Genomic DNA, 21,579 nt, shown 5'->3' with positions numbered 1-21,579 from the left:
GGGTGCACTAAGCTCAAAACAAGATTCCCCAGCCCGACCAGAGCTGGACCGGAGAACACAGATTTAAGGAGAACGGGGACGAAATGTCTGAAACCGTGAACTTGCCCGCCCTCGGTGAGAGTGTCACCGAAGGTACCGTTACCCGCTGGCTGAAGCAGGTCGGTGACCGGGTAGAAGTAGACGAGCCCCTGCTCGAAGTTTCCACCGACAAGGTTGATACCGAGATCCCGTCCCCGGTTGCGGGTGTCATCGAGGAAATCCTCGTCGCCGAAGACGAAACTGCCGACGTCGGCGCCGCGCTGGTCCGCATCGGCGACGGTTCAGGTTCCGGCGATGCTGCCCCGGCCGAGGCTGCTCCGGCACAGGAAGCTCCCGCCGAAGAGGCTCCGAAGCAGGAAGCTCCGGCTGCCGAATCCGGCGCCAAGGGCACGTCCGGCTCGGGCGAGGGCACCGAAGTTACGCTCCCCGCGCTGGGTGAGAGCGTCACCGAAGGCACCGTCACCCGTTGGCTGAAGCAGGTAGGCGAAGAGGTAGCCGTCGACGAACCGCTGCTTGAGGTCTCCACGGACAAGGTCGATACCGAAATTCCCTCCCCGGTAGCCGGTACTCTGCAGGAGATCCGGGTGAACGAGGACGAGACCGCCGAGGTCGGCTCCGTCCTCGCCGTCATCGGCTCCGGCGCAGGTGCCCCGGCCGAGGCAGCTCCGACAGCGGCAGAGCCTGTTGCCGCCGCACCCGCACAGCAGCGCGAAGAGCCGGTCCAACAGCCGGCTCCCGCCAAGGAAGAAGCTCCGGCCCAGCAGGCAGCGCCCCCCGCTCCTGAAAAGGCACCTGCAGCCCCCGCCCAGGCCGAGGCTGCAGAAGGTGCCGGCGGCTCCGACGCCGGTTACGTGACTCCGCTGGTGCGCAAGCTGGCCAACCAGCACAGCATCGACTTGTCCTCCGTGAAGGGCACCGGTGTCGGCGGACGCATCCGCAAGCAGGACGTGCTCTCCGCTGCCGAGGCAGCCAAGGCTCCTGCAGCGCAGGCCGCTCCGTCGGCAGGCAAGGCACCGGCCCCCGCTCCGGCTGCCGCCGGTGCAGGCAAGCGCGGCACGGTGGAGAAGGCCCCGCGCATCCGCCAGGTCATTGCCCGCCGCATGCGCGAGTCTCTGGATGTTTCCACGCAGCTCACACAGGTCCATGAAGTGGACATGACCAAGGTTGCCAAGCTTCGCGCCAAGGCCAAGAACTCCTTCCAGGAGCAGAACGGCGCCAAGCTGACCTTCCTGCCGTTCATCGCCAAGGCGGTCGCGGAAGCGCTCAAGCAGCACCCCAAGCTGAACGCTTCGTACGACGAAGAGAAGCAGGAAATCACCTACCACAACGCCGAGCACCTGGCGATCGCGGTGGACACCGACAAGGGTCTGCTCGTGCCGGTTATTAGCGACGCCGGAAACCTGAACCTGGCCGGCCTTGCCGGCAAGATCGCCGATGTTGCGGACCGCACGCGGACCAACAAGATCGGCCCGGACGAACTGTCCGGCGGCACGTTCAGCATCACCAACATCGGCAGCGTGGGTGCCCTGTTCGACACCCCGATCATCAACCAGCCGCAGGTAGGTATCCTCGGCACCGGTACGATCGTCAAGCGCCCGGTTGTGGTCTCCGACGCGAACGGTGATGACTCGATCGCCATCCGCTCCATGATGTACCTGTCGCTGACCTACGATCACCGCCTGGTCGACGGAGCGGACGCAGGCCGCTTCCTGCAGACGCTCCGCACGCGCCTGGAAGAGGGCGCCTTCGAGGCCGACCTGGGCCTCTAACCAGATCCGGACAACGACGGCGGCGGGTGGCGTTCCAGCGAACGTCACCCGCCGCCGTCGTAGGCTTAACGGCACAGTTCCGACGGATTCTCGTACTACAGATCGTAGAAAAGTTAGCTCCTGCGGCTCCGTGGCGCGGCGTATTCCCTGCTCAGAGCCGATAAGCTAAATGTCATGGAGATCCTTTACAGCATTTTTGTCTTTCTGCACGTCGTAGGTGCGGCCATGATCGTGGGCATCTGGATCGGCAACATGAAGAAGCCGACCGTCCACCCGCGCCAGTTCGACGGCGCCATGCTCCAACTGATCACCGGCGTCATCATGATGGGCCTCATCCCGGCCATGCCCGATGACTTCACTGACCCCAACTACGTCAAGCTCGGCATCAAGCTCGTCATCGCCCTCGTTGTCGGTGTGCTGGCCTTCATCGGCCGCCGCAAGTACAAGGCCAATGAACCCATCTCAACCGGCCTGGCACATGCAGTGGGCGGTCTGGCCCTGCTCAATATCGCCCTCGCAACCCTCTGGAACTGATCCACGGGGTTTATCCAACGGCCGGCATCCCTCAGGGGTGCCGGCCGTTTGCATGCCGGTCGTAACTTTTTCCTTCCCCGTCGCCGCGTTCCAAGCCGGACGCAACGTGGTGGCAAACGATTCTGCCGCACCCTAGGATGAAGACGAAGGCACCGGCTAGTGCCGCTGCCCGCACAGTAGGATCATCCGAATCAGTTCCGACCCAAGGAGTGCACATGGCTACAACCCGCTCGGCCCACACCGTATGGAAGGGCGACCTTTTCACCGGATCCGGCCAGACTTCCCTAGACACCTCCGGCCTCGGCACCTATGACGTGACGTGGGACGCCCGCGCGGAAAAGGCGGAAGGCAAGACCAGCCCGGAGGAACTGCTGGCAGCTGCCCACGCCACCTGCTACTCGATGCAGTTCAGCAACATGCTCAAGGAAAACGGCACTACCGCCGAGAGCATCAAGACGTCGGCCGCCGTTGACTTCGTACCGGGCACCGGGATCACCGAAATCCGCCTGACCGTGGACGCAACCGTCCCGGGCATCAGCAACGAAGACTTCCAGCGCCTGGCCACCGGCGCCAAGGATACCTGCCCGGTTTCGGGTGCACTGGCTTCGGTTCCCAGCATCACCGTCGAAGCTACTTTGGCCAGCTAGCCAGCTGCGACAGCATTAAATGAAGGATCCCGGTGCGCAATCTGCACCGGGGTCCTTCACTGTTTCAGAGCGGCTATCAGCCGGCGTCCTGCGGGCGCCGCGGCAGCTTGCCTGGCCGCAGCGAACGGTATCCGGACAGCGCCGGCGGCCGGTCGGTCGGCAGTTCCTTCAACATCTCCTTGAGGATCCCCACGCCGTGCTCCAACTGCGGGTCCTCCGCCGCTGCGTAGGCGTGCGGCGGATACGGTACCTCGATGTCAGGTTCCACTCCGTAGTTCTCAACGCTCCAGCCCACATCCTGGGTGAACCAGAAGGCATACCGCGGCTGGGTGACACCGGTGCCGTCTGCCAGCGAGAACCGGCCGTCGATTCCCACAACGCCGCCCCACGTCCGTGTGCCGACCACCGGACCGATGCCTCGCAGCTTGGCGACCTGGGTAATGATGTCCCCGTCCGAACCGGCATATTCATCGGTCAGTAGAACGACGGGGCCTCGCGGCGCGTGGGCCGGATACGTTCCCGGCTGCTCGCCCCGGGCAAGGTTCCAGGCGGTCACCTTGCGTCCGATCAGCTCCGCCACGAGCTGGGAGGTATGCCCGCCCCGGTTGCTGCGTACATCGATGATCAGCGCGTCCCTGGTGGTCTCCACATCCAGGTCCCGGTGCAGCTGCGACCAGCCGCGGGCCACCATGTCGGGGATGTGCAGGTAGCCGAAGCCGCCGCCGGAAGCTTCCCGCACGATCCGCCGGTTTCCAGCCACCCAGTTCTGGTACCGCAACCGCTCTTCATCCGCTACCGGCACCACGGCGATCCGGCGTTGTTTGCCCGGTTCCTCCGTCTCGGGTCCGTTGATGATGGTCAGCTCCACCGTCTTGCCCGCGGCTCCCACCAGCAGCGGTCCCGGGCCGCTGCGCCGGTCCACCGGGATGCCGTCCACGGCGGCGATGATGTCGCCGTTCCTGACCCCGGCACCGGGTGCATTCAGCGGGGAACGTGCCAGCGGATCCGAGGACTCCCCGGCCAGGATGTTCTGCACGCTCCACCCAGCGTCCGTGCTGACGATATCCGCGCCGAGGAGCCCTTGCCTCCCGGCCCCGGGCTCGGTCACGGGCGCGGGAGTTACGTAGGCGTGCGACGTGCCCAGTTCGCCATGGAGCTCCCACAGCAGGTCCACTAGATCGTCGTGGGAGCCGAGGCGTTCCACCAACGGACGGTACTGCTGGTAGACCCCGTCCCAGTCGAGACCGGCCATGTCCTCGGCCCAAAAGAAGTCCCGCTGCAGCCGCCAGGCTTCGTCGAAGGCCTGGCCCCACACCTTCAGCGGATCCAACAGCAGGCGGATCCGGCTCAGGTCCACCTGGACGCTGTCCGGCGCGTCGTCTTCGACCTTGGCGGCCACCGGCACGGCCCGGACCTGCTGTTTGTTCAAGTACACCAAATGTTTGCGGTCCCCGGACACGCCGTAGGATTCCAGCGCCGGCACCAAAACGCTGACCTCGCGGCGTGAGATGTCGAACCGCTCCAGCCGGTTCGGCTGGTCCGGCTCTTCCGCCGACGCCCGGCCCTCACCGGTGACGCCCGCAGCCTCCGTGGCCAGCCAGAGCAGCGCTCCGTCAACCGCAGCCAGGCTGCTGTAGCGGCCCTGCGGCACCGGGAGGGGAATGATCCGCTCCGGCAGCTGCAGCGGGTCGACAACAACGGGCGGAACTCCGGCCGGGGCATCGGGCTCTGTGCCGACCTCCGGCGCCGGCTCGGGGACAGTGCCGTGGACCGCCGGGCCGAAAGGCGACGGCGTCGCGGAGTCCAGCGCCACCAGGAAGGGTTTGGTGGACTGCGGAAAGCTCAGGTCGAAGCTGTGCGTGTCGTAAACCGGATCGAAGCTGCGCTCCGAGAGGAACGCCGCAAATTTGCCGTCCGGGCTGAAGGCCGGCCCGTGGTCCCGGAAGCGCCCGTCGGTGATATCCAGAACGCCGTCCCCACCGGATGCGGTGACCTCCGCCACTCTGAGTTTGGTCCGGCTGCCCTCGGACGATACGGGTTCGGTCCACATGAGCCACCGCGAATCGGGCGAAAAAACCACCTCGTTGATCGCACCATGGCCGGTCGAGGCCACTTCGCGCAGCTCGCCGGATTCGGCCTCGAGCACCAGGAGCTGGCCGAATTCCGTCGCCACGGCCGCCAGCTTGCCATCGGGACTGGCGGAAATGGTGCTCACGCGCGTGGGGGCGGCAAAGTCGATTCGTCGGGTGCCGCTGACGCGGCTGGCTGCCTGCTCTGTCGGGGTTCCGCCGTCGTTCGCTGTTTCATCCGTAGAAACGGACGACGACGGCGCCGCCGGCTGGGGGTTCGCCACCACGGCTGAAGCGGAGACCGGCCGGGGCAGGGCTGCGTCCGGTTCAGGCTCCGGCGTTTTGGGCTGCGCGGACTCCCCCATCGTGGCGGCCGGAAGGTCCTCGAAGACGCGGCGGAGGTAGAGCGCCTCGACGCCGTCGTGGTCTGCCGCGTAAATAACTGTGTCCGCACCGAGCGGACGGGCCAGCCTGGCACGGACGCCGGGGGTCGCTTCGACTACGCGCGAGGGGCCATCGCGGTGGGTGAGCCAGTGGATGGTGCCATGGCTTTCCACAACCGAGGCCGTCCCGTCCTGGTTGGGAACAGCGGCGGCCAGGTGCCGGGCAACGTCCAGCGGCCGCGGACGGCGCGAGGTCGAAGCCGAACCAAGGCTGATGTCCAGCTTCTTGGGTTCATCGCCGGGCGATTCCACCAGCCACAGTTCGCCGGCGGATTCATACACAATCCGCTGCCCGTCGGTGGAGGCGTGGCGGACATAGAACTCCTCGTGATCGGTATGCCGGCGCAGGTCGGATCCGTCCGGCGCGACGGAGTAGAGGTTGCCGTAGCCTTCATGGTCGCTGAGGAAGGCGACGCGGCCGCCGATCCACATGGGGTCGGCCAGACTGCCGTCCAGGTCCGCCGCCAGACGCTGGAATTCGCCCGAACCGTCCCGGTCGATCCAGAGTTTGCCGGCGGTTCCGCCGCGGTAGCGCTTCCACCAGGCCGGCTCGCGGGAGAGCACGCTGCCGATCGCCACGGGACGCTCGTCACCGACGACCGGCCCGAAGGCAATCGAATCGACCGGACCGAACTTCAGTACCTTGGCGACGGACCCGTCCAACGGCACCGCGTGCGCCCAGGTATGGCGGGATTCCTCCCGCTGGTGCGCGCTGGTCACGATGACGTCGCCGGTTGCGGTAAAGCCCTTGACCCGGGTGGAGGCATGGCCCCAGTAGGTCAGCTGCCTGAACCCGCCGCCATCCACGGCAGCTACGACAGCCTCGGGCGCGCTGCCCTGCACCACGCTCCACGCAATATGCCCGCCGTCGGGCGAGAAACGCGGGTTCCGGGCAGGAAGCCCCAGCGACGAAATCCGCCAGGCCCGGCCGCCCTGCAGCGGTGCCACCCACACATCGTCCTCGGCCACAAAGGTGACCAGCTCGGCGTGGACGTGCGGATAGCGGAAGTAACTCGATGAGGTCATGCTTCGATCTTAACCATCTCGCTGCGGCAGACAGGTCGGTGACTTGCCGCAGGCCGTTCCCCAACTTGGTATTCGATGATGTGATGGGCAGATGAAGATCCTCATTTCGGGCGCGTCCGGTCTGATCGGCAAGGCGCTGGCCGAACACCTGGTTTCCTCCGGACACCGGGTCAGGCGGCTGGTCCGCCGCCCGCCGCGCGGCGAGGGTGAGTTCGAATGGGATCCGGCGGCCGGCCGTCTGGATCCGCGGGTGGTCGCGGGCCACGATGCCGTAGTCAATCTGTCCGGTTCACCGCTGCGGGCCCGGCCCTGGACCAGGTCATCGCGCGAGCAACTGTATTCCTCCCGTGTTGCCAGCACCCGCACCCTCGCCGGAGCCATTAACCAACTGGAGAACCCTCCGAAGGTCTTTATCAGCCAATCCGGTTCCGGAATCTACGGGGACCGCGGCGATGAGGTCCTTACGGAAGCATCCGCAGCCGGCAGTTCGCCCGTGATGGCGGATGTCTGCCGGCGTTGGGAAGAGGCGGCGTTGCAGGCCTCGTCTCCGACCATCGTTACCCGTACCGGCGTGGTGCTGACACCCCATGGCGGAGCCCTGCCGCGGTTGCTGCTGCCGCTCAGATTGGGCCTGGGCGGCCCGCTCGGCACCGGTCGGCAATGGTGGCCGTGGATCACGCTGGCGGATGAAGTACGAGCCTTGGCCTTCCTGCTCGAATCGGGGCTGTCCGGCCCTGTGAATGTGTGCGCGCCCGTTCCGGCCCAGGTAGACCAACTGGTGTCCGTCCTGGCGGCCGAACTGCACCGGCCTGCGACGTTCCGCGTCCCGCAGGAAGTGTTGACCACGGTTCTGCCCGGCTTGGCTGAGAACATCATCCTGGCGAGCCAACGCATGCTTCCGGAGCGTCTTGAGGCCGCGGGTTTCGAGTTCGGCCAGGCAAACCTGCAAGACGCTGCCCGTTGGATCCACGACGAGTTGGGCCGCCGCAGCTGAACCCGCCCGCACACGCCGCATCAGGCGCCGTCGCGGACTTCGCCAATCAGCCACCTGCCGTCCTGGCGTTCCAGCACCAGCACCAACTGCTGCCTCTTGCCCTCCGTCACAGACAGGACGAGGCCACCGCCGGCGTCGCGCTGCTCAAACGGTGAAGTGCTGATTGTGGCTTCGACCACCGCCGATGTCCCGGTACGGGACACCGTCCGCACCTCCTCGGCCTTGGCTGCGAGTCCGCTGAACCAGTGTTCCAGCGAGGCCAGCGTGGATATAACCTCGGTGTCCGCCGCCATCGGAGCGGACCCGGCGACGTTAACGTCGTCCAGCACGGACAGGTCCCTGCTCCGCAGCGCTTCGGTACGCAACCAGGTCAAGGCGGCAACGGCAGCTGCCGGATCTTCCGCTGTAGCTGCCTGCACCAGCTCTTCGGGCAGCGGCCGAGCCGTAGGCGGTCCGGTTGCATCGGCGGCCGCCCCGCCCGGCACCGCCGCTGCTGCGGCCTGCGCAGCCGCGTCTCCGGGTGTGTCAATTGCCTTGGACCCGACGAGCAGATTACCCGCGAAAACGGCCAATGCAAGGGCAATCGCCAAGGAGGCCGCAACAACGAGGACGCGGCCAAGGGGCGCCTTACCCTGACGGGTTGCGGCGCCGGCAGCACGCCGGACCGCCTGCGGCTTCCGCAGGCGGTCCGGTTTTTTTGCCGGCCGCGGCCCACGCCGCTTGACTCCAAAGGCGGTCCGCTTCTTGCCGTCCCTGACAATCCGTCGGGTCAGCAGCTGCGGGGCCACCGACGGATGTACAGCGGCGGACAGGTCCACCGGTGCCGGGTCCGCGGTCCGGTAAACCCGGCGGGCAAACTCTTCCGCCTCCGGCCGTTGCTCGGCCCCATCCGCCAGTGCCGCTTCCAGCAACTCCACCAAGGGCAGCGGCACGTCCGGCACCATGACATTCAACGGCGGACGCTGGGCGGTGGCGGCCGGTACCCGTCCGGTGAGCATGAACCAGCCAAGGGCGGCCAACGCGTAGATGTCCGCCTCCGGCTCCAGCCGTTGCCCGACGTCGCCCCGCCTTGGCGACGGTGGACGGAATCCCGGCGTCCCGCCGTCGTCGGCCCGGTGGCTGCCGACCGCCCGGCCGATACCGAAGTCCGCCAGCAGCGGTTTGCCCATGGACGTGAAGAGGACGTTGCCGGGCGAAACGTCGCCATGCGTCCTGCCGCCTGCGTGCAGAAACGCCAGCGCCTGCGCGATCGGCGTCAGCACCGTAACCGTTTCGGCCACAGACAAGGGGCCCCGCGCGGCAATGACCGAAGCCACCGATCCACCCGCGGCGTATTCGAGCAGCAATCCCAGCCCGGCGTCCGTGTCCACCTTGCGGAAGACCTGCAACAGATGGTCGTGCCGCAGTCCGTCGGTCAGCAGCCGTTCCCGCTCCGCCTCCAGACGCGCATCGCCGCCGTTGGGATTGAAGACCTTCAACGCATATTCGCGGCCGCCGGCCTCTTCCGCCACCAGCCACACGGCGGCCGAAGACCCGCTGCCGAGCCAGCGTTGTACCCGGAATCCGGGTACCTGCGGCCGGGCCGGCTCATCCGCAGGGCTGCTGTCACCGGCTTGTGTCGGGTGCTGGAGCATCATGCTCCAGATTTACTACAGCCGCCGATCCGCTGCAGAAGTTATCCACAACCATGGCCCTTCACACAAATGGAGCCACTACCGGCTCAAGGCGTAGGCTGTCGCCATGAGCCTTGAGTTTTCCCGGATAGGGTTTGCCCCCGACTTCGTCGACTACCAGGAAGGGTGGGACCTGCAGCGTCGAATCCACACTGATGTGGTTGCCGGCACCGCTGAGGGCAAAGTCCTCCTGCTGGAACACAGCCCTGTTTACACGGCCGGCAAGCGGACCGAAGAACATGAGAAGCCATTCGATGGCACGCCCATCATCAATGTGGACCGCGGCGGCAAGCTGACCTGGCACGGCCCGGGGCAGCTGGTTGGTTATCCGATCCTGGCCCTGCCGGATCCCACCAAGGTTGCCGACTACGTGGACATTCTGGAGCAGGTCCTGATCAACGTGCTCGCCGGCTTCGGCATCAACGGCTCCAGGATCGAAGGCCGCTCCGGTGTCTGGATCAAGGGCGACGGCGATCGGCAGGACCGCAAGATTGCCGCCATCGGCATCCGGGTCAACCGCCGCGTGACCATGCACGGCTTCGCCCTGAACTGCAATAATGATCTGGCACCGTATGCGCAGATCATTGCCTGCGGCATCACCGACGCCGGCACCACCAGCATGAGTGTAGAAGCCGGACGCAACATCTCCCCCGCCGATGTTGCCGGCCGGGTCGAAGAGGAACTGAACAAGTACGAGGCAGCGCTGGTTAAACCGGCCGGCCTGCCCGAGAATACCGCCAACACAGCTGGCACCAGCCAGCCCGAAGGAGCCCTGAAGTGACTCTCGCCCCCGAAGGACGGCGTCTGCTGCGCGTCGAAGCACGAAACGCGGCCACCCCGGTCGAGCGCAAGCCGGACTGGATCAAGGCCAAGGTCAACATCGGCCCCGAATACGTGAGCATGAAAAACCTGGTCAAGAAGGAAGGGCTGCACACGGTCTGTGAGGAAGCCGGCTGCCCGAACATCTTCGAGTGCTGGGAAGACCGCGAGGCCACCTTCCTCATCGGCGGCTCCGAATGCACCCGCCGCTGCGACTTCTGCCAGATCGACACCGGCAAGCCCTCCCCCATCGACATTCTGGAGCCCACCAAGGTGGCCCAGTCGGTCCAGCAGATGAACCTGCGCTACGCCACCGTCACCGGGGTGGCCCGCGACGACCTGGCCGACGAAGGCGTCTGGCTCTACGCGGAAACCATCCGCAAGATCCACGAGCTGAACCCGGGCACCGGCGTCGAAATCCTGATCCCGGACTTCTCCGGCAAGCCCGAGCACATCAGCGCCATCTGCGAGACCAAACCCGAGGTCTTTGCCCACAACGTGGAGACCGTGCCGCGCATCTTCAAGCGCATCCGCCCGGCCTTCCGCTATGAACGCTCCCTGGATGTCATCACCCAGGGCCAGCAGCACGGCATGGTCACCAAGTCCAACCTGATCCTGGGCATGGGCGAGACCCGCGAGGAAATTTCCGAGGCGCTCCGCGATCTGCACCAGGCCGGCTGCGACCTGATCACCATCACCCAGTACCTGCGCCCCACCGAACGCCACCACCCGGTGGAACGCTGGGTCAAGCCCCAGGAATTCGTGGAACTGCAGGAAGAGGCAATCGAGCTCGGCTTCCTCGGCGTTATGAGCGGCCCGCTGGTGCGCTCCTCCTACCGGGCCGGCCGCCTCTGGGCCACCGCGATGCGCAAGAAGGGACGGGAACTGCCCCCGGAACTCGCCCACATCGCCGAAGGCATCGAGGATTCCGGCGCCACCCGGCAGGAAGCCTCCAGCCTTATCTCCCGGTAACGCCACCCGGCTGCAACTTTTCACCCGAGGGGGTCCGGACGCCGCAGCGCCGGGCCCTCTCGCTGTGCCCGCGCCTCGGCCAAAATTCCGGCCGGCTTCACGATAGAATTGAGTCATTATGGCCAATAGCACCGATTCCAACGCAAATACCAAGCGTGGTCTCTTCTCACGCAAGCCCAAAGCCGAGAAGCCTGCCAAGGCGAAAAAAGGCCCCGGGCGCCTGAAGCAGATCGGCCAGGTCTTCCAGATGACCCGGCGCAACGATCCCAACGTAGTCTGGCTCATGCTGCTGGCCTTCCTGGGCATCGTGGCCGTTGGCCTGCTCATCGGGTTCCTGATCAACAACTGGGTCACCCTGTTGATCATCTCCATCCCGCTGGGCCTGCTGGCGGCAACCTTCATCCTCTCCCGCCGTGCCGAACGCGCCGCCTTCGCCCAGATCGAGGGCCAGCCGGGTGCATCCGGTGCCGCCCTGAGCGTGCTGCGCCGCGGCTGGATCCTGCAGGAACAGCCGGTGGCAGTCAACCCGCGAACCCAGGATGCAGTCTTCCGTGCGATCGGCCGCCCCGGCGTCATCCTCGTGACCGAGGGGCCTTCGAACCGCGTCAAGACCTTGGTGGACGCCGAACGCCGGAAGCTGAACCGCATCCTGCCCAACGTGAAGGTCCACGTCATCGAGACCGGCCGCGGCGAGGGCCAGGTTGAACTGAGCAAGGTAGCCAAGAAGGTCCAGAAGCTCAAGAAGGAACTGACCAAGCAGGAGGTGCATGCGGTGGATAAGCGCCTGCAGGCCCTCGGCAGCAATAAACTGCCCATCCCGAAGGGCGTTGATCCGTTCAAGGCCCGCCCGGACCGCAAGGCAATGCGCGGCCGCTGACCATACCAAGCCACTAACGACGGCGGCGCCTCACCTTTCCAAGGTGGGGCGCCGCCGTCGTTGGTAAAGTTTGTGAACTACATGCGTACCAGGACCGTGCCCATTGCGCGGTCGTGCAGGCCGCGCTGATCGGCGTCGAAGACTACCGCGGGAACAACCAGGCAGAGCAGCACGGTACGGACAACGGCGGCAAGCGGCCCGGCGGCGGACCCGTCCAGCTTGCGCACCTGAATGCCAACTGCACGGTGCCCAATGCTGTAGCCGAGCGTGCTGATCAGGAGCAGCTGCTCAACGGCGAAGATCAGCAGAATGCTCAGCTCGTTGCCGTCGAACAGCCATGCGGCTATGAGATAGCAAAGGATCCAGTCGATCATCAGGGCAATGACGCGGCGTCCAAGGCGCGCGATCGAGCCCGGGCCGCGCTGGGGCAGCCCCAACCGCTGGCCGGGCCACTGCTGCTCTTTGGAGGGAGGCGGTCCTTCGAGCCAGGAACCAAGGTCTTTTCTGCTTACCACTCCTCTAGCCTACCGACCTCCGGCAGGAGCCGGTGGTGACGGCCACCGCAAGTGACATGCATAACGCCGTCTGGGTGCTGGCGGTAACACCGCGCTAGGCTTAGGTGCACATCGATTAAGTAACCTGCCGGAAACAATCGCGACACCAAAGGGAAATTCCCTGCTTCTACATTAGTAACTGTTGCTGGCGCCTGTGTTGCAGCCGGCAGGTACCCCCATGAATGCGTAAGGAGCATGACCCGATGTTCAAGAATGCGGACGAGGTCCTCAAGTACATCGCCGACGAAGAAGTAAAGTTCGTCGACATCCGATTCACAGACCTGCCAGGCGTCCAGCAGCACTTCAACGTGCCGGCCAAGACCGTTGACGCGGATTTCTTCATCAACGGCCAGCTGTTCGACGGTTCCTCCATCCGGGGCTTCCAGGGCATCGCCGAGTCCGACATGCAGCTCATCCCCGACGTCACCACCGCATTCATCGATCCCTTCCGCGTGGAGAAGACCCTTGCGCTGAACTTCTCGATCGTGAACCCGCGCACCGGCGACCCGTACCACCGCGACCCCCGCGGCGTTGCCGAGCGCGCCGAGGCCTACCTGGCATCGACCGGCATTGCCGACACCGCTTACTTTGCCTCCGAAGCCGAATTCTTCATTTTCGACGACGTACGGTATCAGTCCAGCCCGGAGCACTCCTTCTACAAGGTGGATTCCGTCGAGGCCCACTGGAACAGCGGCCGCAAGGAAGAGGGGGGCAACCAGGGCTACAAGACCCCGGTCAAGGGCGGCTACTTCCCCGTTGCCCCTACCGACAAGCAGGCCGACCTGCGCGACGCCATCTGTGTCGAGCTGGACGAGGTAGGCATTGAAGTTGAGCGCTCCCACCACGAGGTGGGCGCTGCCGGCCAGGCGGAAATCAACTACAAATTCACCACGCTGACCCACGCTGCCGATGATCTGCTGAAGTTCAAGTACATCGTCAAGAACGTCGCCGACGCCTGGGGCAAGTCCGCCACCTTCATGCCGAAGCCCGTGTTCGGCGACAACGGCTCAGGCATGCACTGCCACCAGTCGCTCTGGAACGGCTCCGAGCCGCTCTTCTACGATGAGAAGGGCTACGCCGGACTGTCCGACACCGCCCGCTGGTACATCGGCGGCCTGCTCAAGCACGCTTCGGCCGTGCTGGCCTTCACCAACCCGACAGTGAACTCCTACCGCCGTCTGGTCAAGGGCTTCGAAGCTCCGGTAAACATGGTCTACTCGCAAGGTAACCGCTCCGCCGGTATCCGCATCCCGATCACCGGTTCCAACCCGAAGGCCAAGCGCCTCGAATTCCGCGCACCGGACCCCAGCTCCAACCCGTACCTGGCCTTCGCAGCCCAGCTGATGGCAGGTCTGGACGGCATCCGCAACCGCATCGAGCCGGCCGACCCGATTGACAAAGACCTCTACGAGCTTCCCGCTGAGGAAGCCAAGGACATCCAGAAGGCTCCGGGTTCCCTTGAGGAAGCGCTGGAGGCACTGGAGGCCGACAACGAGTTCCTGCAGGCCGGCGGTGTCTTCACCCAGGACCTCATCGACACGTGGATTGCCTACAAGCGCGAATACGAAATTGCGCCGCTGGCCTTGCGCCCGAACCCCTACGAGTTCGAGCTCTACTACGGCTGCTAGCCAAATCCCGCAGCAAAACCGCGGTTAGTCTGCAAAGAGTCCGCACGAGCGGCCCACACTTCGGTGACGGCGGCCCGTGCGGACTCTTTTGTTCAGGAATATCCATCCCAAGCCCACCCCAAGCACAGTGAGGCACACTGGAGATTACACACCAGTTGCATCACACCTAGGGAGGGCGAAATGTTGTGTGATCGATGCGGGGTCCCCGCCTACGTTCAGGTAATGCTCGACACCGGCGGCATGCTCTCCTGGTGCGCCCACCACTATCGGGAATACCAAGAAGCGCTCTTTGCCTACGCCATCAGCGTTCAAGACGAACGGTACCTACTTGAAGCGAAGTAGTAGGGCAGGTTACTCCCGGCGGAATTCCAGTTGAAGGTGAGAACGTCGCCGTCGTCGTTAGGCCTTGATGGAACCGGAGTTTAAGTGGGTTTCGGTGACAGCGGTGAGCAGGAAGACGGAGTCCTCGTTGGCTTCGACCGAGTGGCGTTCCTGCGGGATGATTTCGAGCTGGTTCTCGTTAACGACGAGCCGCCCACCGGCCGAGACTACGGTGACCGATCCCTCCAGGACATAGATGCTGGCAGCCAACGGGGCATTGTGCTCGCCCAGGACCGCTCCCGCCCGCAGAGCAAGCACCGTTTGGCGCAGCGGACCGTCCTGGGCCACCATCGCGGCACTGCGGCCGTGCGCTGCGCCGCCCGCCGCACTCAGATGTTCACGTGCGATCACGTCGATATCAGTCATGTCGTTGCGCTCCTTCATCAGTGGTTCTGGCCTCAGCCTAGCCGCAGCGGCGAGCGAGCGGCCACCGCGGTGTTGAAAGAAGCGTACGACGACGGCGCCCGCCTTGAGCGGGCACCGTCGCGACACCATTCCGTCCACCGCATCCAGTGGCCCACGGCAGGATACCGGACCACCCTCCAGACACCCGGAACGCCGGTGCTCCTTAGGTTCCGTAGCCGTAGAAGTAGCGTTCAAAGATGCCACGGGTGCGCCGGGTAATCCGCAGATAGTCTTCCTCGATGGCTCCGGCGTTTCCCGGGCTGTAGCCGCACCAGCGGGCTACGGCTTCCAGGTCCCGCCGCGAGGAGGGCAGCACGTCCGCGTTCTTTCCACTCCAGATCATGTTCGCCGAACGGATCCGGCTCGCCAGTGACCAGCTCTGTCGCAGCGTGAGCACATCTGCATTCGGGAGCAGGTCTGCCTCGCCGATCGCATCCAGGGCCTCCAAAGTGCCGGTTGTCCGTAGCGCAGGCACCCGGTGCGCGTGTTCGAGCTGAAGCAATTGAACCAGCCATTCCACATCGCTCAGCGCGCCACGGCCCAGCTTGAGGTGCCGGGACGGATCGGCGCCGCGGGGCAGGCGTTCGGATTCCACTCTGGCTTTGATCCTGCGGATTTCGCGGACTTCCTCCGGTCCGACCTCGGCCGGATAACGGATGGGGTCGATCAGCGCGGTGAACTCGGCCGCGAGGTCGTCGTCGCCGGCGATGGGCCGCGCCCGAAGCAGGGCCTGTGCCTCCCAGATCAGTGACCACCGCTGGTAGTACTCCCGGTATGAGTCGAGCGAACGCACGATCGGTCCGTTCTTCCCCTCCGGACGCAGCGACACGTCAATTTCAAGGGTGCGCTCGGCAAGCACGGGCGGGCTGCTCGGCTGCTGGAGCAGAGCGGAAATCTGCGAAACGATTCGCATGGCCTGCTGCTGGGCCGCATCGTTGTCGGCGCCGGGCAGCGGCTTGTGCACGTACATGACATCGGCGTCCGAGCCGTAGCCGATCTCCCTGCCGCCTTGGCGTCCCATGGCGACGATGAGGAGGTTGGTGAGCTGGTCCTCCTCGGCGAAGACAGCTGCTTCGGCAACATGCAGAGCACCAAGAATGGCCGCCCGGTCCGTATCGGAGAGAGCAATGCCGACCTGCCGCTGGTCCAGCAGGCCCGAACTGTCCGCGATGGCGGTGCGCAGCGTTTCGCGACGGCGAATCAAACGGATCAGGCGCATGGCCGCCTTGGGGTCCTGGTGGCGGGCCAGTTTGTGCCGGATCTCGTACCATTGCGCGTCGAACGACCACGGAACCAGTTCCTTGTCCGATCCCAACCAGGCCGCAGACTCCGGCGAGACTTCCAGCAGGTCCGTAATGAACCGGCTGCTGGACAGAATGTGGCAGAGCCGCTCAGCCGCGGAGCTGGAGTCACGAAGCATGCCCAGATACCAGTGAGACTCCCCCAGCGCCTCGCTCAGCCGCCGGAATCCGAGCAAGCCGGAATCCGGGTCCACGCCATCGGCGATCCATTCCAGCAGGACGGGGAGCAACTGGCGCTGCAGCTGCGCCCGCCGGCTGATTCCGCTGGTTAAGGCCTCGATATGGCGCATCGCTCCACGCGGATCCACATATCCCAGTGCCGCGAGCCGGGCCCGGGCGGCTTCGGGCGTCAGCCGGACTTCGTCTGTGCTCAGATTGGCCGCGGAGACCAGCAGCGGACGGTAGAAGATCCGTTCATGAAGCTCACGTACCCGGCGCTTGGTCCGCTGCCACTTCTGGAGCAGGGCTTCAGGGCCGGGACGCTGCGTTTCCAGCGAACCGAGAGAGGATTTAGCCAGCGCACGCAAGGCGTTGTCGTCCTGCGGCATCAGATGCGTCCGGCGCAGCTGGACCAGCTGGATGCGGTGTTCGAGCACCCGCAAATAGCGGTAGGCTTCGTCGAACTCCCGAGCATCCGAGCGGCCAATATAGCCGGCGGCGCTCAAGGCCGCGATGGCCGTGGTGGTATCCCGGACCCGGAGCGTTTCATCCACCCGCGCATGAACGAGCTGGAGCAACTGGACAGTGAATTCCACATCACGCAGCCCGCCGCGGCCGAGTTTCAGCTGCCGGCCGCGCTCATGCAACGGAATGTTCTCGGTCACCCGTCCGCGCATGGCCTGCACGGACTCGACGAAGCCGTCCCGCTCCGATGAGTTCCAGATCAACGGTGCAACAGCTTCCTCGTACCGGCGGCCCAAATCAAGGTCGCCGGCAATGGCACGTGCCTTCAGCAGGGCCTGGAACTCCCAGCTCTGGGCCCACCTCTTGTAGTAAGTCAGATGGGATTCAAGCGTGCGGACCAGCCGGCCTTCCTTGCCCTCCGGCCGGAGATTGGCGTCAACCTCCCACAGGCCCGGCTCCGGACCGGCAGAAAAGACGGCCCTGCTCATCCCGGTAGCCAATGCCGTGCCAATGGTGGAGGCATGCGCCTCATCCATACCGTCGGCTTCGATCACATAAACGACGTCGACGTCGGAAATGTAGTTGAGTTCGCGGGCGCCGCATTTGCCCATGCCGATCACGGCCAGGCGTACGGCCGCAATCTCTTCCGGATCGAACCGTGCGGCCAGTTCAGCGCGGGAGACAGCGAGCCCGGCTTCAATCGCCGCAGCCGCAAGATCCGCCAGTTCGCGTCCCACCGAGGGCATATAGTCCACCGGCGAGGCCGCGCCGAGGTCCCGGATAGCCAGTTCGGCCAGGTGCCGCCGGTATGTGGACCGCAGCAGGTTGTAGGCCTCTTTGCCGGTCAGGGCCGCAAGCGGTTGTTCGGCGGCAGGATCAGCTCCGACGGACTTCAGCAGTGAGGCACGGAGCTTTTCTGCCGGGACAGCTCCGGGCTCCGCACTGACCTTGGCTGATAGAACGTCCAGATGCTCCGGCCGCCGCAGCAGGAATTCGGCCAAGGCTTCCGAGGAGCCGAGCAGCCGGAACAGCGCCTCGCTCTCGTCTTCTCCGGCGTTGACCAGCTCGGCCAGCTGAGGATGCCGCTCCAGGAGCCGGACCAGGGAAACGAGGGCCAGGTCCGGATCCGCGGCATAAGCGAACCCGGCAAAAAGCCGCTGCTGGTCCACCCCATCGAGTTCAGACGAATCGAGAAAGCGTGTGCTCTTCTCCAGATCGTTGAAGCCCTTGGAGATCAACCGCCGGTTCAGACTCATGGCCTCAGCTTAGAGGATGTCGATGTTGCGCCTGAGCTCGTGCGGCGTCACCTGGATGCGGTAGTCGTGCCATTCGGCACGCTTGTTGCGCAGGAAGATCTCGTAGACCTGTTCACCGAGGATTTCGGCTACCAGTTCCGACTCTTCCATCGCGCGGATGGCGTCGTGCAGGCTTGAGGGAAGCGGGTCGTGGCCCAGCGCCCTGCGCTCGGCGGAGCTGAGGCTCCAGATGTCTTCCTCCGCTGCAGGCGGCAGCTCATAGCCTTCCTCAATGCCCTTCAATCCCGCACCCAGCAACACGGCGTAAGCCAGGTACGGGTTCGCCGCCGAATCGATCCCGCGGTATTCCATCCGGGCGGACTGGCCCTTGTTCGGCTTGTACAGCGGGATGCGGACCAGGGCCGAGCGGTTGTTGTGGCCCCAGGAAATGTAGCTGGGAGCTTCGCCGCCGCCCCAAAGCCGCTTATAGGAATTTACGAACTGGTTCGTCACCGCGGTGAATTCGGGCGCATGTTTCAGGATGCCCGCCATGAACTGGCGTCCGGTCTTGGAGAGCTGGTATTCGGCACCGGCTTCGAAGAAGGCGTTGGAATCACCTTCGAAGAGGGAAAAGTGCGTGTGCATCCCGGAACCGGGGTGGTCGGAGAAGGGCTTGGGCATGAAGGTTGCGTAGATGCCCTCCATCAGCGCTACTTCTTTAACCACGGTCCGGAACGTCATGATGTTGTCGGCGGTCTGCAGGGCGTCCGCGTACCGAAGGTCGATCTCGTTCTGCCCGGGACCGTCCTCATGGTGGCTGAACTCCACGGAGATGCCGACGTTCTCCAGCATGGTCACCGCGGTGCGGCGGAAATCCTGGGCCACGCCGCCGGGCACATGGTCGAAATAGCCTGCGCGGTCTACCGGCACCGGCACGCCGTCAGGCCCGAGCTCCTGCGACTTAAGCAGATAGAACTCGATTTCCGGATGGGTGTAGCAGGTGAAGCCCATGTCGCCGGCCTTGCGCAGGGTCCGCTTGAGCACGTTGCGCGGATCCGCGACGGATGGTTCGCCGTCGGGCGTGAGAACGTCGCAGAACATCCGCGATGTCTGTTCTTCCTCGCCGCGCCAGGGCAGGATCTGGAAGGTCGAAGGGTCCGGCTGGACCAGCATGTCGGACTCGAAAACCCGGGCCAGCCCCTCGATGGACGAGCCGTCGAAGCCAAGCCCCTCCTCGAAGGCGCCCTCGACTTCCGCAGGAGCCAGCGCCACGGACTTAAGCGAACCGACGACGTCGGTGAACCAGAGACGGACGAAGCGCACGTCCCGCTCTTCGATGGTTCTCAGGACAAATTCCTGCTGACGGTCCATGAATATCCTTCCGCGCCCTGGTCACGGCAAAGCCTCCGGCCTGCCTGCTTACTACTGTACTTACCCTAATGCGCCCGGGCACCTGTGCCGTGCAACAGTGACGGGTGCCGCTGGAGTGAACAAAGGCCGCGGCATTAGGCTCTACCCATGACCTCACAGACTTCTGGCGCCGAACAGCCGGCCCCGTACGGAGCGGGTGCCGGAGCTAACCGGCCGTCCGGCTCCAAACCGGTGTCCCGTGTCCGCACCCATCACCTGCAGCAGGCCAAGGACAACGGCCAGCGCTTTGCCATGCTCACCGCATACGAACAGTACACCGCCGAAATCTTCGATGAAGCAGGTGTCGAAGTCCTGCTTGTCGGCGATTCCGCCTCCAACAATGTGTACGGCAACGAGACGTCCCTGCCGGTTACCGTCGACGAACTGATTCCGCTCTGCCGCGCGGTGAGCCGTTCCGCCAGACGTGCGCTCGTAGTGGTGGACCTGCCGTTCGGCAGCTATGAGGTCTCCCCCGCCCAGGCCATCGAGACCTCAGTACGGTTTATGAAGGAAGCCGGTGCCCACGCCGTCAAGATGGAAGGCGGTGCCTTCTACGCAGAATATGTCCGCGCCATGGTCCAGGCGGGCATCCCCGTCATGGCGCACATCGGCTTCACCCCGCAAAGCGAACATTCGCTGGGCGGCTATCGGGTGCAGGGCCGGGGCGAGGACGCACAGCGGGTCGTCGACGACGCCGTGGCACTCGAAGCTGCCGGCGCGTTTGCGGTCCTGATGGAGATGGTGCCTGCCCAGGCCGCCGCGGAAGTGGACAAGGCCCTACGCGTTCCCACCATCGGCATCGGTGCCGGCGCTTCCACAACGGGCCAGGTGCTGGTGTGGCAGGACATGGCCGGGCTGCGCGGCGGTAAACTCGCCAAATTCGTCAAGCAGTACGCCGACACACGCACGACGCTGTCGGATGCCGCCAAGGCCTACGCCGACGACGTCCGCAGCGGTTCCTTTCCCGGCCCGGAACACTCCTTTTAGCTGCCCCGGACCAGCGGTTCCGCGCGCTGGAAGGCGCTATTCGTCGTCGTCCGCGTCCCAGGCCTCGTTGCGCTTCTGCACTTTTTCGAGCGCCTTTTCCGCTTCCTCGCGGGTTTCATAAGGGCCGATGAGCTGCGTCCAGTCGGACTGTGCCCCCACTTCGACTTCGTGGGTGACGACGTTGTACCAGAACTCCGGCATTTGGCTACTCCCTTGCGTTGCGGTTGCTCGGCCCGTTCGGATTAGCGCCCGATAGCGGACCGGGTTATAAGATCGATGGTATGCCCCACAACGTAGCAACAGCACCCCTGGGCACCCTTGTCCAGGGAACCGTCAGTCCAGTCCGGCCCGTTCCGACGTCGATTCCCCGGCCCGAATACGTTTGGAAGCCCGCGCCGGCCAAGTTCACCGGCTCGGAGATCAAGGATGCCGAGACGATTGAGCGGATCCGGGTGGCAAGCAAGATTGCTGCCCAGGCGATCATCGAGGTGGGCAAGCACATTCGTCCCGGCGTCACCACCGACGAGCTGGACAAAGTGGGACACGAATTCCTGCTGGACCACAAGGCCTACCCGTCATGCCTTGGCTACCGTGGGTTCCCGAAGTCGCTGTGTTCTTCGCTGAATGAAGTCATCTGCCACGGCATACCGGATACCACGGTGCTGCAGGACGGGGACATCATCAATATCGACATCACCGCTTACATCAACGGCGTCCACGGGGACACCAACTACACCTTCCTCGTCGGTGACGTTGACGAGGAGTCCCGGCTCCTGGTCGAACGCACCCACGAATCGCTGAACCGCGCCATCAAAGCGGTTGCCCCGGGCCGGCAGATCAACGTCATCGGCAGGACCATCCAGTCCTATGCCAAGCGCTTCGGCTATGGCGTGGTCCGGGACTTCACCGGGCACGGCGTCGGCGAAGCCTTCCACTCCGGTCTGATCATCCCGCACTATGACGCCGCCCCTGCCTACAGCACGGTCATGGAGCCGGGCATGGTGTTCACCATCGAGCCCATGCTGACGCTGGGCACCATCGAGTGGGACATGTGGAACGACGATTGGACCGTCGTGACCAAGGACCGCAAGCGGACTGCGCAGTTCGAACACACCCTCGTGGTGACCGACTCTGGTGCGGAAGTCCTGACTTTGCCATAAGACGCCAGTAGGCTGTTGGCCAGACGTATTCG

Annotated in this window: 18 protein-coding genes; 11 read left to right on the top strand and 7 right to left on the bottom strand. The window is 64.9% G+C overall.

All coding sequences use genetic code 11. The features are described 5' to 3' along the window. The first annotated feature begins 83 nt into the window (after positions 1-83). The 3 genes from sucB (at position 84) to AC3A4M_RS19075 (ending at position 2,989) form a co-directional block, all read left to right on the top strand. Positions 84-1,808 carry a 2-oxoglutarate dehydrogenase, E2 component, dihydrolipoamide succinyltransferase gene (gene sucB / locus AC3A4M_RS19085; RefSeq protein ID WP_498737721.1) on the top strand — a complete coding sequence of 575 codons (1,725 nt, stop codon included), beginning with the start codon at positions 84-86 and terminating at the stop codon, positions 1,806-1,808. 174 nt (positions 1,809-1,982) lie between these two features. Beyond that, entirely contained in the window at positions 1,983-2,342 is a 360-nt protein-coding gene (locus AC3A4M_RS19080) for a hypothetical protein (protein ID WP_498731799.1), read from the top strand. A 215-nt stretch (positions 2,343-2,557) separates the two neighbouring features. Next, positions 2,558-2,989 carry an OsmC family peroxiredoxin gene (locus AC3A4M_RS19075; protein ID WP_074702582.1) on the top strand — a complete coding sequence of 144 codons (432 nt, stop codon included), beginning with the start codon at positions 2,558-2,560 and terminating at the stop codon, positions 2,987-2,989. Between the two features lie 76 nt (positions 2,990-3,065). Here the strand turns inward: AC3A4M_RS19075 and AC3A4M_RS19070 are convergent, their stop codons facing one another. Next, positions 3,066-6,527: a S41 family peptidase gene (locus tag AC3A4M_RS19070; RefSeq protein WP_498737718.1), complete on the bottom strand. Its 3,462-nt coding sequence runs from the start codon at positions 6,525-6,527 to the stop codon at positions 3,066-3,068. Positions 6,528-6,618: 91 nt separating this feature from the next. Here AC3A4M_RS19070 and AC3A4M_RS19065 point away from each other — a divergent pair, with 91 nt between their 5' ends. After that, positions 6,619-7,521 carry a TIGR01777 family oxidoreductase gene (locus AC3A4M_RS19065; RefSeq protein WP_498737716.1) on the top strand — a complete coding sequence of 301 codons (903 nt, stop codon included), beginning with the start codon at positions 6,619-6,621 and terminating at the stop codon, positions 7,519-7,521. A gap of 20 nt (positions 7,522-7,541) precedes the next feature. Here AC3A4M_RS19065 and AC3A4M_RS19060 read toward each other — a convergent pair whose 3' ends face one another. Beyond that, positions 7,542-9,158 (bottom strand): serine/threonine-protein kinase, encoded by a 1,617-nt coding sequence (locus tag AC3A4M_RS19060; RefSeq protein ID WP_498737715.1) that lies wholly within the window; start codon positions 9,156-9,158, stop codon positions 7,542-7,544. Positions 9,159-9,261: 103 nt separating this feature from the next. Here AC3A4M_RS19060 and lipB point away from each other — a divergent pair, with 103 nt between their 5' ends. From lipB to AC3A4M_RS19045, 3 genes are all read left to right on the top strand, one after another. Next, positions 9,262-9,975 carry a lipoyl(octanoyl) transferase LipB gene (gene lipB / locus AC3A4M_RS19055; RefSeq protein ID WP_498737714.1) on the top strand — a complete coding sequence of 238 codons (714 nt, stop codon included), beginning with the start codon at positions 9,262-9,264 and terminating at the stop codon, positions 9,973-9,975. Beyond that, the gene (lipA, locus tag AC3A4M_RS19050) at positions 9,972-10,985 is read left to right on the top strand and encodes a lipoyl synthase (protein WP_498731793.1); all 1,014 of its coding nucleotides are present in this window, start codon (positions 9,972-9,974) and stop codon (positions 10,983-10,985) included. Before lipB ends, lipA begins: the two co-directional genes overlap by 4 nt. A gap of 118 nt (positions 10,986-11,103) precedes the next feature. Then, positions 11,104-11,862 carry a DUF4191 domain-containing protein gene (locus tag AC3A4M_RS19045; protein WP_498737712.1) on the top strand — a complete coding sequence of 253 codons (759 nt, stop codon included), beginning with the start codon at positions 11,104-11,106 and terminating at the stop codon, positions 11,860-11,862. Between the two features lie 77 nt (positions 11,863-11,939). On the opposite strand, the gene AC3A4M_RS19040 is transcribed toward AC3A4M_RS19045, so the two are convergent. Then, complete coding sequence (locus AC3A4M_RS19040; protein ID WP_498737710.1) at positions 11,940-12,377, bottom strand: RDD family protein; 438 nt, start codon at positions 12,375-12,377, stop codon at positions 11,940-11,942. A gap of 242 nt (positions 12,378-12,619) precedes the next feature. Between AC3A4M_RS19040 and glnA (AC3A4M_RS19035) the strand changes: the two genes are divergently transcribed. Further along, positions 12,620-14,044 carry a type I glutamate--ammonia ligase gene (glnA, locus tag AC3A4M_RS19035; protein ID WP_498737708.1) on the top strand — a complete coding sequence of 475 codons (1,425 nt, stop codon included), beginning with the start codon at positions 12,620-12,622 and terminating at the stop codon, positions 14,042-14,044. A 180-nt stretch (positions 14,045-14,224) separates the two neighbouring features. Continuing rightward, positions 14,225-14,386, top strand: coding sequence for a DUF7455 domain-containing protein (locus AC3A4M_RS19030; protein ID WP_171059245.1), 162 nt, complete (start codon positions 14,225-14,227; stop codon positions 14,384-14,386). Positions 14,387-14,443: 57 nt separating this feature from the next. Here AC3A4M_RS19030 and AC3A4M_RS19025 read toward each other — a convergent pair whose 3' ends face one another. From AC3A4M_RS19025 to glnA (AC3A4M_RS19015), 3 genes are all read right to left on the bottom strand, one after another. After that, a complete protein-coding gene (locus AC3A4M_RS19025; RefSeq protein ID WP_498737706.1) occupies positions 14,444-14,791 on the bottom strand; it encodes a cupin domain-containing protein in 348 nt (115 codons plus the stop codon). A gap of 202 nt (positions 14,792-14,993) precedes the next feature. Continuing rightward, positions 14,994-18,011 carry a bifunctional [glutamine synthetase] adenylyltransferase/[glutamine synthetase]-adenylyl-L-tyrosine phosphorylase gene (locus tag AC3A4M_RS19020; protein WP_498737705.1) on the bottom strand — a complete coding sequence of 1,006 codons (3,018 nt, stop codon included), beginning with the start codon at positions 18,009-18,011 and terminating at the stop codon, positions 14,994-14,996. A gap of 9 nt (positions 18,012-18,020) precedes the next feature. Next, positions 18,021-19,361 (bottom strand): type I glutamate--ammonia ligase, encoded by a 1,341-nt coding sequence (gene glnA, locus AC3A4M_RS19015; RefSeq protein ID WP_498731783.1) that lies wholly within the window; start codon positions 19,359-19,361, stop codon positions 18,021-18,023. A gap of 147 nt (positions 19,362-19,508) precedes the next feature. On the opposite strand from glnA (AC3A4M_RS19015), the gene panB reads away from it, so the two are divergent. Further along, on the top strand, positions 19,509-20,387 hold the full coding sequence (panB, locus tag AC3A4M_RS19010; RefSeq protein WP_498737703.1) for a 3-methyl-2-oxobutanoate hydroxymethyltransferase: 879 nt from the start codon (positions 19,509-19,511) through the stop codon (positions 20,385-20,387). A gap of 36 nt (positions 20,388-20,423) precedes the next feature. On the opposite strand, the gene AC3A4M_RS19005 is transcribed toward panB, so the two are convergent. After that, entirely contained in the window at positions 20,424-20,588 is a 165-nt protein-coding gene (locus AC3A4M_RS19005) for an SPOR domain-containing protein (protein WP_498731780.1), read from the bottom strand. 80 nt (positions 20,589-20,668) lie between these two features. Here AC3A4M_RS19005 and map point away from each other — a divergent pair, with 80 nt between their 5' ends. After that, positions 20,669-21,547, top strand: a complete 879-nt coding sequence (gene map, locus AC3A4M_RS19000; RefSeq protein WP_498737701.1) for a type I methionyl aminopeptidase — start codon at positions 20,669-20,671, stop codon at positions 21,545-21,547. The last annotated feature ends 32 nt before the right edge of the window (positions 21,548-21,579 follow it).

The organism is Arthrobacter sp. Soil_C_60, assembly GCF_057656375.1.
This window is presented reverse-complemented; position numbering and strand designations above follow the sequence as displayed.

Bases quoted from the DNA above. Each gene is read 5' to 3' on its own strand.
- sucB (WP_498737721.1), top strand. From the start codon at position 84: ATGTCTGAAACCGTGAACTTGCCCGCCCTCGGTGAGAGTGTCACCGAA.
- AC3A4M_RS19080 (WP_498731799.1), top strand. From the start codon at position 1,983: ATGGAGATCCTTTACAGCATTTTTGTCTTTCTGCACGTCGTAGGTGCG.
- AC3A4M_RS19075 (WP_074702582.1), top strand. From the start codon at position 2,558: ATGGCTACAACCCGCTCGGCCCACACCGTATGGAAGGGCGACCTTTTC.
- AC3A4M_RS19070 (WP_498737718.1), bottom strand. From the start codon at position 6,527: ATGACCTCATCGAGTTACTTCCGCTATCCGCACGTCCACGCCGAGCTG.
- AC3A4M_RS19065 (WP_498737716.1), top strand. From the start codon at position 6,619: ATGAAGATCCTCATTTCGGGCGCGTCCGGTCTGATCGGCAAGGCGCTG.
- AC3A4M_RS19060 (WP_498737715.1), bottom strand. From the start codon at position 9,158: ATGATGCTCCAGCACCCGACACAAGCCGGTGACAGCAGCCCTGCGGAT.
- lipB (WP_498737714.1), top strand. From the start codon at position 9,262: ATGAGCCTTGAGTTTTCCCGGATAGGGTTTGCCCCCGACTTCGTCGAC.
- AC3A4M_RS19045 (WP_498737712.1), top strand. From the start codon at position 11,104: ATGGCCAATAGCACCGATTCCAACGCAAATACCAAGCGTGGTCTCTTC.
- glnA (WP_498737708.1), top strand. From the start codon at position 12,620: ATGTTCAAGAATGCGGACGAGGTCCTCAAGTACATCGCCGACGAAGAA.
- AC3A4M_RS19030 (WP_171059245.1), top strand. From the start codon at position 14,225: ATGTTGTGTGATCGATGCGGGGTCCCCGCCTACGTTCAGGTAATGCTC.
- AC3A4M_RS19025 (WP_498737706.1), bottom strand. From the start codon at position 14,791: ATGACTGATATCGACGTGATCGCACGTGAACATCTGAGTGCGGCGGGC.
- AC3A4M_RS19020 (WP_498737705.1), bottom strand. From the start codon at position 18,011: ATGAGTCTGAACCGGCGGTTGATCTCCAAGGGCTTCAACGATCTGGAG.
- glnA (WP_498731783.1), bottom strand. From the start codon at position 19,361: ATGGACCGTCAGCAGGAATTTGTCCTGAGAACCATCGAAGAGCGGGAC.
- panB (WP_498737703.1), top strand. From the start codon at position 19,509: ATGACCTCACAGACTTCTGGCGCCGAACAGCCGGCCCCGTACGGAGCG.
- AC3A4M_RS19005 (WP_498731780.1), bottom strand. From the start codon at position 20,588: ATGCCGGAGTTCTGGTACAACGTCGTCACCCACGAAGTCGAAGTGGGG.
- map (WP_498737701.1), top strand. From the start codon at position 20,669: ATGCCCCACAACGTAGCAACAGCACCCCTGGGCACCCTTGTCCAGGGA.